Origin of the sequence: Pseudoalteromonas sp. NZS127_1 (assembly GCF_015864295.1) — a bacterium.
GTDB classification, from domain to species: Bacteria; Pseudomonadota; Gammaproteobacteria; order Enterobacterales; family Alteromonadaceae; genus Pseudoalteromonas; species Pseudoalteromonas arctica.
In genome coordinates this window covers 39153-51385 of sequence record NZ_JADYXO010000026.1, presented here as the reverse complement: position 1 = coordinate 51385, position 12233 = coordinate 39153, and the positions used below count along the sequence as shown (strand labels likewise).

Genomic DNA, 12233 nt, shown 5'->3' with positions numbered 1-12233 from the left:
TTGGGTACGAGCTCACTGTCTTCCCGATGTGACAAGTGCTAGCTAAACACTCATCAAGAAGAGATACAAGGTTGGGTAGAGCGTAGCGAAACCCAACGAATCTCCACTTCCACACCGTTTATAACAATGTTCTATAATATTTAAATACGTAGGTCGTTTATTTAGCTCGGATAAGTGAAGCGCCATCCGACAAACCTAAAGCTCATATCTTCTTCGCTAATAGCCATAACTAGTTTACTATGCGCGACTTAAAAATATTTTACTACTTACCACTAGGCTTATATGTCCGCTAATGCGCTTTACACCGACCTTTCTGATTACTACGACTTAATGTGCGCAGATATAGATTATCAAGCCCAAAGCAATTCTATTCACCGGCTGCACCAAATTTTTGGTAATGGCGCAAATACCCACCTCGATTTAGCGTGTGGCACCGGCCCGCATGTACGCCACTTTATTGATTACGGCTATAAAAGTAGTGGGCTTGATTTAAACCAACCAATGCTTGATAAAGCAAAAATTCGCTGCCCAGAAGCGCAATTTTCGTTGCAAAACATGAGTGAGTTTAAGGTAGCCGAGCACTTGGATTTAATTACCTGTTTTTTGTATTCACTGCATTACTGCGACAGCATTGATAAGTTAAAAGAATGCCTTGCCAGCGTACACAGTGCATTAAATACAGGTGGAATATTTTGCTTTAACGCCGTTGATAAAAACAAAATCGACAGCGATTCATTTGTAGAGCACACCGCAACAAGTGAAAATAGCTTATTCACATTTCGCTCTGGCTGGCACTACAGCGGCACAGGCAATAAACAGCTATTAAAACTCAACATAGAAAAAACCACCGCAGACAAAACACTCGTATGGCACGACGAGCACCCAATGGTTGCTTTTAGTTATACCGAGCTTAAAGAAGCCTTAAAGCCGTACTTCGAAATCCACATATTTGAACATGACTACGACAAAATAACCCCATGGGCACAGCGCTCAGGCAACGCCATTTTCGTCTGCGTAAAAATTTAAGACAAACACGTATGTTGGGTAGAGCGCAGCGAAACCCTACGACATCCAACGATCTTAAATGAACCCTCACTCCCCACGCCTCCAATAAACCAGCATTATATATTTGAAAACGTAGGTCGGATAAGCGCAGCGCCATCCGACACACTAACGTATTTGAGTTTCGGCGAATATAAACAGCTAATTAATTATGATGTATGAAGTCAATATTTGAGCCTTTTGGCTTTATCTTTGGTTTTAAAACAGTGGCCATATTTTATTGACCACTACAAGATGCGCAAGCTATTAATAGCAAAACGAATAGTGATAAAGAGGAAAATACTAGGATTCAGATGGTAGGCAGATTTCAGATGCAAGAAGAAGGGCGTGCTAAATTTAAGGCCGCTATGTTGGATGTTGTTAAGGGCACCGTAAATGAGCCAGGAGCCCTTGGAATTCGTATGTTTGAAGACGTAAATAATCCAGGCTTGGTTTTCGGGCAAGAGCGATTCAAAGACTTTAGTGCCGTTGAGTATCACCGAAAGCAACCCTATGAACTTGCTTTGATCGAGGTTGCAGGCACGGCCTTGTCGGCCGCTCCAGTTGCATTTGTATTTGGCCCTGCTGTTGTAGAAGAAGTGCGAGCAGCCGATGAGCGAAAAGTTGACCCAAGCGAGCTTTATGTGGTGGCGATTTTTGATATAAAACCAGATCAATTCGATCGTGTTATAGAGCAATATAAAAAGCAAATTCCTAATGTCCGAGAACATGAGGGAAGCATTTCCTTTAATGCCTTCACTGTACTTGATACCCCAAACCAGCTAGTCGTCATCGAATGGTGGAAATCAGCTGAGGTGGCACGTGCGTTCTCCACTACAGATCCGCTTTCTATCGAAACAGGGAAGGTTCTGACGGAATCTCTTGAACGGCCTATTCCTGAATATCTACATGAGTTAAGAGAAGTAAACCCTTAAATTGGTAAGTTGGCCATGACATCGGCATGCCGGTGTCATGGGCTGACTGTAGTTTGAGAACTGCACATCATTGATTAATAAACACAATATTCTGGCATTAACTACAAATAGGAACACTATGAACATACAAAAAAAAATTCTAGCGCTAATAAGCGTAACTGCCATTTTAGGTATTTCAAGTAATACAATCGCAGGGGAATCGAAAACGGATTCACATACACATACTCACAGCACTCTCAATAAAGGCAAAGCAATCGAGCAATACGGTTTACCTATTACGTTAATGAATACCATTTACGAAGGTAATATCACAGCAAAAGAAATGAAAACCCTAGGCGATATCGGCGTGGGTGTGAGTAACCATCTCAATGGCGAGTTAACGGCTATTGATGGTGTGGTTTACAGTATTGCCGCTGATGGTACATCAACAGTAGCACCTGATAATTTACAAGCGCCATATATGTCGATGGTAAAATTTGAACCCACACATTCAATTACGGTTAAGGGCATTACCTCATTTAAAGCGCTGTCTGATGTTATTTCGGCTGAAATTGAGTCGGTTAATAGTTTTTATGTATTCAAGGCAAAGGGCACTTTTGAGCTTGCTCGCTTAGCATCGGCTCACGGCGTTGAAGATGAAGATGTCGATTTTTTTAAATATTTAGGCGGTCGTCAAATGTATAACCTAGAGCAGACCAAAGGGACGTTGGTCGGTATTTACACGCCTGACTACTTAGGCACGATTAGTATTCCTGGTTTACATTTTCATTTTCAAAATGGCGATAACACAGTCGGCGGTCATCTTGAAGATATTCGCTTTGATGAAATGGAATTTGAAGTACAGGAGTTTGATCGAATCAATTTGGCTCTGCCTAATGTTGAAGAATTCCGAACGAAAAAAATGAAGATGATCAAACCTCCTTCAGGATCAGGTTCAGGAGGAACAAAAGACAGTAAATAATGTTAGCTATTGCTATCGATACGCATTTATTTCCTCACTTAGCGCAAATGTAATTAACTAAATAAGCTGCATTAATATGCAAGATGATGCAGTAAGAATAGGTTCAATAAATCAAGTCTACTTGCTAAAAGTAGACATTAAAATTATTACAGGATTAACACATGAAAAAATCAATTAAATTTACCTTAAGTCTAATAGTGACTGCTGTTATTACACTTGGCTCACCATTGGCGATTGCCCAAGATACAGTTAAAGAGCAGTCTTTAGAGTTACTAAATAAAGGCTTAGTACAGGGTGATATCTCTTTTATTAAAGAGAATGTAGCCGAGGGTTATATTCAACATAATCCAGGTGCACACGATAAGCTAACAGGGCTACTAGGCTTTGTTGGCTATCTAAAAACACTAGATACGCCGCTCAGTTACCATCCGAAGCGTGTACTTCGAGAAGGTAATCTCGTATTGGTTCACAGTGAGGTTGTTTTAGGCAGCAAACTAGCTGTATTTGATTTATTTCGTATTGAAAACGGCTTAATCGCGGAACATTGGGACGGGATTCAAGAAATGCCGGTTAAAACGGTAAGTGGTCGCAGTATGGTAGACGGCCCTACAATGATTAAGGATATTGATAAAACGAAAGAAAACAAAAAAATAGTCATACAATTCGTAACCGATGTATTGGTGAACGGTAAAGGTGATAAACTTAGTCAATATATAGGAGAAGTTTACCATCAGCATAATCCAGGGATTGCAGATGGCACTAAAGGTTTACTTGATTTTATGGGGAGTCTTGCTGAGAATAAAACGTCTTTTGGATACACAAAAATTCATAACGTGGTTGCCGAAGGCAACTTCGTGTTCACTCAAAGTGAAGGCGATTTTGGCGGCCAACCAACGGCCTTTTACGATCTTTTCCGTGTTGATAATGGGCTGATAGTTGAGCACTGGGACAGCATTCAGGCGATTCCATCTAAAATGGCTCACGAAAATGGTATGTTCTAAATAGTATTAATCCTTACAGTGATCTGTTCTTATGAGGTCACTGCAAGGATTATGTTACAGCTATTAATAAGCGACACCAATGCGCTTATTATGATGCTGAGACTTTTCAGCCTCATCGATCAATGCCACAGCATAATCTTCAACAGAAATTTTACTATTACCTTGGTCATCACTCAGTAATTGCTCTCCACCTACACGATAAATACCTGTACGTTCACCGGGGAAAATTTCAGCCGCTGGACTTACAAATAACCAATCTAGTGTACTATCACTATTGCGAAAAACGTCTAATGCCTGACCCTGAGCAATCGCTTCGTCTTTATATTCAGCAGGAAAGTCTGGAACGCTAACGAGTTTAACACCTGGAGCTACCTCTAAACTTCCGGCACCACCCACCCAAATTAGACGCTTAACATCGGATTTTGGTAGCTCTTTCAATAAACGCTGTGCCGTACTCGCAACTATTTCATGATTACTTTTTGCTCGACCACCAATAGCCGCAATAACGATGTCAGCATCGGCAACAGCGTCTTTAATACTTCCATCAGTAAGTAAATCAAGAGGGTGTGTGGTAACACCTTGTTTTTCGATATTATTTGCGCCACGACTAATTGCTATAACTTTATGATCTCTGTTTAAGGCTTCATTCATTAATGTAGAGCCAATCCAACCTGTTGCACCAATAATTGCTATTTTCATTGTATTCTCCAAAGTTTGTTTCATTTATTTAAGATGTCGTTATTATGAATAAATCTATTACTGTAATAAATATGTATTTAAGTACATGATTGTTACAAATATTGAAACAAAGGTTTTTTATGGATAAGTTTGAAGCACTACGCAGTTTTGTTGAAGTGGCAAGTACCGGTAGTTTTACTGATGCAGCAGAGCAATTAGACTTGAGTCGTGTAAAAGTAACACGACACGTTAAGGAGCTAGAAGACTGGCTCAATATTCGTTTACTACATCGTACAACGCGTAGTGTTAGTTTAACCTCGCCAGGTCGAGATATTATGCAACATTGTGAACGCATTTTAAGTGAGGTATCTGGTTTAGAAAGCTTAGCCCGTAGCCATAATGAAGAGCTTATTGGTGATATCCGTATTGCTACGCCCATAGGGCTCGGACAAAACCTGCTTTACGAGGTGGTTGCCATGTTTACCGCTTTACACCCAAAAGTTAGTATTAAATTAGTAATGTCGGACAAAAATGCATTGTTAGTTGAAGAACACATAGATGTTGCTTTGCGGTATACCGACCAACCCGATGAAAACCTCATTGCTCGTCGGTTAATGAGTATTGAAAGTGTATTATGTGGCTCAGCAAGGTACCTAAAAAATCATGATAAAATAAACTACCCACAACAGTTAATTGAGCATAATTGTTTGGTACATTTATCTCAAAATAGTTGGACATTTATTGAAGATAAAAAATATCACTCAATCTCTGTAACTGGCAGTATTCAAGCAAATGACCTCGGTGTTTTGATAAAAGCAGCCATTAATGGTGTCGGTCTTGCCTATCTTCCCTGTGACTTAGCAAATCCTTCGCTAGAAAAAGGTGAGTTAATACACTTATTACCTGACATATCTTTACCTACAATGGCACTTTGGGCTGTATATTTGTCAAGAAGCTACCAGCGACCTGTTGTCAGAGCATTTATCGATTTTTTGGCTGAACAATGGCAAGAGGATGTCAAAGTTGCTCGTACATAAATGAATCATTGTCATAATGTTGTTCAACAGGTAGCTGAACGAACTTAATTAATATCTTGATTTAGTCGAACCGCTTATTTATGGCGCCTATCAATATCTATTTTTAGGCTTTGTAGCCCTTCAGATTCAATTAATAAGTGAACCTAATAATAAATTACTCTCAAGCGGGCATTAAAATCTTTAAAAAAGAGTTACTTCAGTTATTATCATTTACTATTTGGGCTGGAGAATAAGAGCCATATGTCTATCACAAATCAATTATCATTATTTCTTGATATTGTTCAGCAGGGTTCTTTTGCCAAAGCTGCTGCACTTCACGATATGGATAATTCATCTTTATCAAAACAAATTAAGAAACTTGAAACCAGTTTAGGTATTCAATTATTAAATCGTTCTACTCGCTCATTTTCCTTAACACCAGCAGGAGAGGAAATACTTACACAGGCGCAATTATTGATTGGAACATTAGATCAAATTATAAATATTGCTGATTCATATCATAAAACACCTAAAGGTCATATTAGAATCACTTCTTCAATCGTCTTTGGCCAAATGTATTTACAGCCTGCTATTTCCTGTTACCTAAAAAAATTTCCGGATATAAAAATAACACTTTCATTAGACGATAAAAAAAGTGACATTATTGCCGACCATTTTGATTTAGCTTTTCGAATTGGAAAGCTTGCCGAATCAAACCTTATTGCAAAAAAAATAGCAAAAACAAATTTCGTCATTCTTGCTTCTGAAGAGTTCGTTAAGGTACATGGACAGCCGAAAACGCCAGAAGAACTTATCGCATTACCAGCAGTTATATACAGTAATGGTGATGTAACATTAGATCAAATGCAGCTAAGTGAATCACCTACTAGTGATAAATTTAACATTTATAGAATGAAAGGAAATTATAAAGTCAGTGATGTTAAATCGATGATGGGCGCTGTTAAAGACGGAATTGGCTATACCATGCTTGATTTATTTAATTTGGAACAACCAATAAATGTATCAAAATTAGTACCTTTATTAACCGATCATAAAATATCTATGATGGATACTGGCATTTACGCTGTTTACCCACATAGAAACCAAACACCATTAATTACTGAATTTATTGACATATTACAAACCAATATTGGCGAGCCTCCATTTTGGGAGAGTCACGTACCAAATTATAAAAAGCTGTATAATCTTAATAAATAGGAAAGTATTACAATAAATATTTTTGTTCGTTTAAGTCTTTCTTTTCAAAACTTAAATTAACATGTTCGTTAAGTTGAATATGAGCCTCCTCGAGTGTTATATCAATACTCTGAAGGTTATCTTGCGACTTTTACAATTGTAGCACCATGAAAATGTACTGTTTCGCCTTGTAAAATAGCACTACCATACAATAAATTAGTATTGAAATTTACATGTAAGGTAACATAATCACCGTATTCCTCTTCAAACCAAGCAGCAAGGAAGGTGTTTTTTTCAACTTCAAATGCAGTGTAAGGAAATGGTCCCCACCATGTATTGGGTTTTGATCCTGTTAAAAAACGATAACTGACACCTGATTTTTCGAATTTTACGTTATATGATCAACCGCTAGTGTAGTTGTATGTAATAGAAGTTCCATCAAGAGTACGTGTTGGCGATTTCAGTTCATCAGCAAATGTATAAACAGACATCAAGACTAAACAAAGTAAAATAGTTAATTTATGTATCATTTTCATTATAAAATCTCCTTGATTGAAATGAGTTATTTTACACGCTGAATTAGCACTTCTTTCAATGCTAAAGTGCCGTTTATTGCCGCAGGAAAACCTGCATAAGCACTTGTTAATATCATTATTTCGGCTATTTCTTCTTGAGTAACCCCTACATTTAATGCTGCATTAATGTGTGCTTTAAGCTGAGGTTGAGCATTTCCTAAAGCCGCTAAATTAGCAATTATGATCATTTCTTTGGTTTTTACTGCCAATATCTTACGACTAAGTAAGTCTCCAAAGCCATATTCTATTGCATATTTTGCAAGGTCAGGTGAAACATCTTTCAGTGCATTAACTATTTTTTCACCTGAGCCTTCACTGTTTATTTCATTTAACCGTTTAATACCTTCTGTAAATCGTTCTGAGATAGGTTGAGTCTCAACTAACGATTCAGCATAGGCGTATACACTAGTAACCTTACATAAACTTAATAACAAAACAGTCAAAATATATATGTTCATAGAATCAACTTTACAAATTTATGCCTAGTAATAAAATTATTTAACAAACGGTTAGCAATGATTAAAATTCAGTTACAAAATTCATGTATTGCTCTAATTCACCCACAACCGCTTCATTCATCAGTTTTCCAGTCTCTACTGCATAAGGTTGATTGAAGTGAATATCCCAAACATCTGACTCTTTACGCCAATGTTCATAAACAGCAAACGTATCATCTTGCCCTTCAACGGTATACAAATCGAAAATAATATTACCTGCTTCTTGTGCTCTAGTGCTGGGTATATGTATTTCAAATTGATTTAATATTTTTTCACGGTAACCTGGCTTTATCTTAAAAATGAAGAAAATAATAAAAATATCATCTTCTTCATTAGCACTCTTTGGGTTGTTTTCATGTAGAGGACTTGGCGTAGTATCGTTTAACTCCATGACTAACGGCTCAGATTGAGCAGACGTTTCAAGTAAATCAAATACAACTGCCGTATAAGGCTGAGAAGCATGGTGTGTTAATGCGTCGTTATTTTTAAACCGTTCATAGGCAAAAATAATATTCGGCTGTTTCTTATCTTGAAATAAACGCAACTCAAGGCATCCATCATCATTTTTTGAACCACGTTGGTCATTAAGAAGTGCCTCTTTAAATTCTTCAATTTTTTCCAACTTAATATCAAACTTTACTATTTGAGTAATCATCTAAAAAATCCTATTAGTTTTTGTCGTAGTAATACTTAATGAGCTTTCTGATAAAGCGATGTTAAGTCTAAACTTCCGTTAATATATCTGAGTAAGGTAAACGTGATTTTGGTAGTAATGCATTAAAGTCGTTTTCAGCATCACTGTAACCCAGTGGTACAACACATATGCTAGAAAAACCTTTTTCACGTAGACCAAATTCTTTATCTAAGATATCAAGGTCGACCCCTTCCATTGGCGTAGAATCAATACCTAACGCTGAGACACCCAATAAGAAATGTCCTAAGTTCAAATAAACCTGCTTGGCCAACCAATGAGGAACATCGTTAAATTTTTCTTTATGAACATTAATAAACATTTTACGTCCACCGTCCATTTTTGCTTTAAACACTTCAGGGTCAGCATCAAAACGCCCGTCTTTTTCTTCTTGAGCTAAAAGGCTTTGTAAGTATTCTTCTGGAGTATCTAATCTGCTCGCAAATACAACAACATGAGATGCCTCGCGAATAGAATTACTATTGAATGGATAAAGCACATCAGTTGCTTTAGCGATTCTATTTTTACCTTCTTCAGTAGAAGCTATTACAAAGTGCCAAGGTTGTGCATTAACACTTGATGGGCTGTAACGTAATAACTCTTTAATCTTTTCAATATTTTCTGCTGATATTTTTTTACTTGAATCGTAAGCTTTAACTGATTGTCTTTTTTTAGCATAATAAGTGATATCGTTATTCATATTCAAATCTCTATAGTTGTCGTTATTATTAAAATAATAGGTAGTAATAAGTGTTGTTTAGAAGCCTTCTAAAACAATTTTACCTTTCGCTTTTCCAGTTTCTAAAAATTGATGTGCTTTACGTAAGTTTTCCGCATTAATTTGACCTAAGTTCTCACCGACCGTAGTTCTAAGTAAACCTTTATCAATTAAAGTTGCAATTTCATTAAGGATGTCATGTTGAGATTGCATATCAGGTGTTTTAAAAAGTGACCGAGTAAACATTAACTCCCAATGAACCGAAATAGCTTTTGTTTGAAACGCTGCAATATCAAGTGTTTTAGTATCATCAATTAAACCGAATTTACTTTGAGGTTTAAGTACTTTTTCAATTTCTACCAAATGCGATCCGGTATGGTTTAAACCTACAACATAATCAACATTACCTAGATCTTGCTCTGAAAATTCTTCACTTAACTTATTTCTGTGATTCACCACATGATCAGCACCAAGCTCTTTTAACCAATCTGTTGTTTCTGGTCGAGAAGCGGATGCGATAATGGTTAAATTAGTGAGCTTTTTAAGCAGTTGTACCATAATAGATCCAACACCACCGGCAGCACCAATAACCAATATGCTTTTTTCTTTATCTTGTTTTGACACTTCTAATCGGTCAAAAAGCATCTCCCAAGCAGTTAATGAAGTAAGCGGAAGCGCTGCGGCTTCACCATAAGACAGAGACTCAGGCATTTTCCCTACAATACGTTCATCAACTAATTGCATTTCAGCATTACTACCTGAACGTGTTATATCTCCAGCATAAAAAACCTTATCACCCGGCTGAAACAACGTAACATTATCACCTACAGATTTAACTACACCTGCAGCATCCCAACCAATAACTTTCCATTCGCCATCTGGTACAGGCATACTTGAGCGTACTTTATAATCAGCAGGATTAACTGATACCGCTTTTACTTCTACTAAAATATCGTGTCCCTGTGCAACAGGTTGCTCAAGTTCAATATCTTGTAACGATAGTTCGTTTTCAATGGGTAAGTTATTTTGATATCCAATAGCTTTCATATTATTTCTCGATTTGTTTTACTTTGATAATTTTATTATAAAGAAAGCAGCAACGAAGAAAATGGCCATAAATGCAAAACATTATGGGTTTATATAGCCATAATGTTTTAACGTGGAATTTGATGATAAATAATAAAATTAAAGAAGTGCGAGCAAAATATAAAAATATTCGATTAAGAATTTTAGTTAATAACGACTCATAGGTTGGATCTTAAGGAATAAAACTTGAAAACATGCTCTGAATTTGATCTGATAGTAATCGCCAAACCACTATCTATCCCAAAAGCAGAGCATGAATAAACATAATACTGAGTTAAACAAAATAACGAAAGTGCTTAACGATTTTAATATTAACGAAATAGGTAAAACAAGCCGTTTTTGTAGCCGTAAACGAATAATAAAACCTTTCGAATTAGTCATGTCGTTAATAACGGCTCTAGGCGATAAATCGGTAAACACCGTGACAGATTTACATCGCTATTTTGTGAAGTTGACGGAAACTGATGTTCAATATAAACCGTTTCACAATCAACTGAGTAAGCCTGAATTCAGCCTATTGATGAAATCACTGGTCGATGTGGCGTTAAATGAATGGCAGCAACAAATACTCGGTACAGACGCCACTCTTTCTGACTTTAAACGCATAGTAATGCAAGATGGAAGTTCGTTCGCAGTGCACGATAGTTTAAAAGATACCTTTAAAGGTCGCTTTACTAAAATAAGTCCTGCGGCAATAGAGGTTCATGTGAGTTGGGATGTGCTTCAAGGTTATCCCGAAGAAATCTCAGTGAGTCCTGATAGCCAAGCTGAATATGATTTTTACCTGATGCTAAATCGTTAGTCGACACCTTGTTTTTAGCGGATAGAGGTTATTTTAAGTTATCGTATCTTGAATCAATTGATACAGCAGGAGGCTTTTATGTTGTCAGGGCTAAAACCACGGTTAATCCAACCGTAGTAGCTGCTTTTAATCGTCACGGTAACGCGTTAAAACGGTTTTCACAGAGAAGCAAAAGGACGTTAAAAAGCATATTCGTCGTAGTGTTATTGTCGATATGGATGTGGAAGGTAAAACGAATTATCGATTGATTGCGAGCTGGCCTAAAGGAAAAAGTGAGCCTACTTATTGGGCAACGAACTTAAATCGAGAAAAATTTAGCGCTGAAGCGGTAATAAAGCTCTACAGTCTCAGATGGCAAATAGAGTTACTGTTTAAAGAATGGAAGTCTTATTGCAACCTTCAGAAATTTAACACCAGAAAAGCGAGCATGATGGAAGGCTTGGTGTGGGCAAGTTTATTGACGTTGTTAGTAAAGAGGCGAATAGGCATGAGTGTTCAACAACTTGCCGGTATTGAGCTATCAACATTTATGGTAGCAAAAAACACCCAAGGTTGGTTTTATCAATTAATGGAGTCGATAACACAAGGCGTGATATCGACACTGAATAAAGCATGACAAAAAACTATCAGTTTTTTGTCAAAATATGCACGAAGAGCGAACCCAAAAAGAGATAAAGAAAAAGGACGATTAAAATGCGGCCTGAATCCAATTCTCTCTTAATGTCTAACCTATGAGTTCATATTAATTAAAGCGCTTGAAGTTAATAAAACTTCAAGCGCGAATGTATGAAATGGTTTAAAAAACTGTCAACAATACGTAGTAGGTGAGTCTTATTAGGGACTGGTGGAACGGCTATAGTTCTTTCTAGGCAGTCAAAGTATGAAGTCAAAATTTGACCCCTCTGGTTTTTAAAACAAACCTGCAATACCCACGCCCCCAATAACCCGTATTATATATTTGAAAACGTAGGTCGGATAAGCGAAGCGCCATCCGATACAGTAACGTATTTGAGTTTCGGCGAATATAAACAGCTA

The 12233-nt window shown here is 37.1% G+C and carries 12 protein-coding genes and 1 pseudogene; 7 read left to right on the top strand and 6 right to left on the bottom strand.

The window, feature by feature from the left end; all coding sequences use genetic code 11:
• Positions 1–282: 282 nt before the first annotated feature.
• From I6F50_RS17965 to I6F50_RS17950, 4 genes are all read left to right on the top strand, one after another.
• A complete protein-coding gene (locus tag I6F50_RS17965; protein WP_197176914.1) occupies positions 283–1026 on the top strand; it encodes a class I SAM-dependent methyltransferase in 744 nt (247 codons plus the stop codon).
• A gap of 329 nt (positions 1027–1355) precedes the next feature.
• On the top strand, positions 1356–1976 hold the full coding sequence (locus I6F50_RS17960; RefSeq protein ID WP_269435065.1) for a putative quinol monooxygenase: 621 nt from the start codon (positions 1356–1358) through the stop codon (positions 1974–1976).
• 118 nt (positions 1977–2094) lie between these two features.
• Positions 2095–2937 carry an acetolactate decarboxylase gene (locus I6F50_RS17955; RefSeq protein WP_197176909.1) on the top strand — a complete coding sequence of 281 codons (843 nt, stop codon included), beginning with the start codon at positions 2095–2097 and terminating at the stop codon, positions 2935–2937.
• Between the two features lie 161 nt (positions 2938–3098).
• Positions 3099–3938: a nuclear transport factor 2 family protein gene (locus I6F50_RS17950; protein ID WP_165740070.1), complete on the top strand. Its 840-nt coding sequence runs from the start codon at positions 3099–3101 to the stop codon at positions 3936–3938.
• 63 nt (positions 3939–4001) lie between these two features.
• On the opposite strand, the gene I6F50_RS17945 is transcribed toward I6F50_RS17950, so the two are convergent.
• The gene (locus tag I6F50_RS17945) at positions 4002–4637 is read right to left on the bottom strand and encodes an NAD(P)-dependent oxidoreductase (RefSeq protein WP_197142182.1); all 636 of its coding nucleotides are present in this window, start codon (positions 4635–4637) and stop codon (positions 4002–4004) included.
• Between the two features lie 119 nt (positions 4638–4756).
• On the opposite strand from I6F50_RS17945, the gene I6F50_RS17940 reads away from it, so the two are divergent.
• Positions 4757–5653: a LysR family transcriptional regulator gene (locus I6F50_RS17940; protein ID WP_197142183.1), complete on the top strand. Its 897-nt coding sequence runs from the start codon at positions 4757–4759 to the stop codon at positions 5651–5653.
• 240 nt (positions 5654–5893) lie between these two features.
• The gene (locus I6F50_RS17935; RefSeq protein ID WP_197142185.1) at positions 5894–6850 is read left to right on the top strand and encodes a LysR family transcriptional regulator; all 957 of its coding nucleotides are present in this window, start codon (positions 5894–5896) and stop codon (positions 6848–6850) included.
• 380 nt (positions 6851–7230) lie between these two features.
• Here the strand turns inward: I6F50_RS17935 and I6F50_RS20450 are convergent, their stop codons facing one another.
• From I6F50_RS20450 to I6F50_RS17915, 5 genes are all read right to left on the bottom strand, one after another.
• Positions 7231–7365: a hypothetical protein gene (locus tag I6F50_RS20450; RefSeq protein ID WP_269435064.1), complete on the bottom strand. Its 135-nt coding sequence runs from the start codon at positions 7363–7365 to the stop codon at positions 7231–7233.
• A gap of 26 nt (positions 7366–7391) precedes the next feature.
• Entirely contained in the window at positions 7392–7862 is a 471-nt protein-coding gene (locus I6F50_RS17930) for a carboxymuconolactone decarboxylase family protein (protein ID WP_165740078.1), read from the bottom strand.
• A 61-nt stretch (positions 7863–7923) separates the two neighbouring features.
• Entirely contained in the window at positions 7924–8556 is a 633-nt protein-coding gene (locus I6F50_RS17925; protein ID WP_165740080.1) for a putative quinol monooxygenase, read from the bottom strand.
• Between the two features lie 67 nt (positions 8557–8623).
• Entirely contained in the window at positions 8624–9292 is a 669-nt protein-coding gene (gene nfsB / locus I6F50_RS17920) for an oxygen-insensitive NAD(P)H nitroreductase (protein ID WP_165740082.1), read from the bottom strand.
• A 57-nt stretch (positions 9293–9349) separates the two neighbouring features.
• Complete coding sequence (locus tag I6F50_RS17915; RefSeq protein ID WP_165740084.1) at positions 9350–10357, bottom strand: zinc-binding alcohol dehydrogenase family protein; 1008 nt, start codon at positions 10355–10357, stop codon at positions 9350–9352.
• A gap of 292 nt (positions 10358–10649) precedes the next feature.
• On the opposite strand from I6F50_RS17915, the pseudogene I6F50_RS17910 reads away from it, so the two are divergent.
• A pseudogene (locus tag I6F50_RS17910) lies at positions 10650–11919 on the top strand (IS4 family transposase).
• Positions 11920–12233 lie beyond the last annotated feature (314 nt).

Bases quoted from the DNA above. Each gene is read 5' to 3' on its own strand.
- I6F50_RS17930 (WP_165740078.1), bottom strand. From the start codon at position 7,862: ATGAACATATATATTTTGACTGTTTTGTTATTAAGTTTATGTAAGGTT.
- I6F50_RS17940 (WP_197142183.1), top strand. From the start codon at position 4,757: ATGGATAAGTTTGAAGCACTACGCAGTTTTGTTGAAGTGGCAAGTACC.
- I6F50_RS17945 (WP_197142182.1), bottom strand. From the start codon at position 4,637: ATGAAAATAGCAATTATTGGTGCAACAGGTTGGATTGGCTCTACATTA.
- I6F50_RS17965 (WP_197176914.1), top strand. From the start codon at position 283: ATGTCCGCTAATGCGCTTTACACCGACCTTTCTGATTACTACGACTTA.
- I6F50_RS17935 (WP_197142185.1), top strand. From the start codon at position 5,894: ATGTCTATCACAAATCAATTATCATTATTTCTTGATATTGTTCAGCAG.
- I6F50_RS17955 (WP_197176909.1), top strand. From the start codon at position 2,095: ATGAACATACAAAAAAAAATTCTAGCGCTAATAAGCGTAACTGCCATT.
- nfsB (WP_165740082.1), bottom strand. From the start codon at position 9,292: ATGAATAACGATATCACTTATTATGCTAAAAAAAGACAATCAGTTAAA.
- I6F50_RS17950 (WP_165740070.1), top strand. From the start codon at position 3,099: ATGAAAAAATCAATTAAATTTACCTTAAGTCTAATAGTGACTGCTGTT.
- I6F50_RS17915 (WP_165740084.1), bottom strand. From the start codon at position 10,357: ATGAAAGCTATTGGATATCAAAATAACTTACCCATTGAAAACGAACTA.
- I6F50_RS17925 (WP_165740080.1), bottom strand. From the start codon at position 8,556: ATGATTACTCAAATAGTAAAGTTTGATATTAAGTTGGAAAAAATTGAA.
- I6F50_RS20450 (WP_269435064.1), bottom strand. From the start codon at position 7,365: ATGAAAATGATACATAAATTAACTATTTTACTTTGTTTAGTCTTGATG.
- I6F50_RS17960 (WP_269435065.1), top strand. From the start codon at position 1,356: ATGGTAGGCAGATTTCAGATGCAAGAAGAAGGGCGTGCTAAATTTAAG.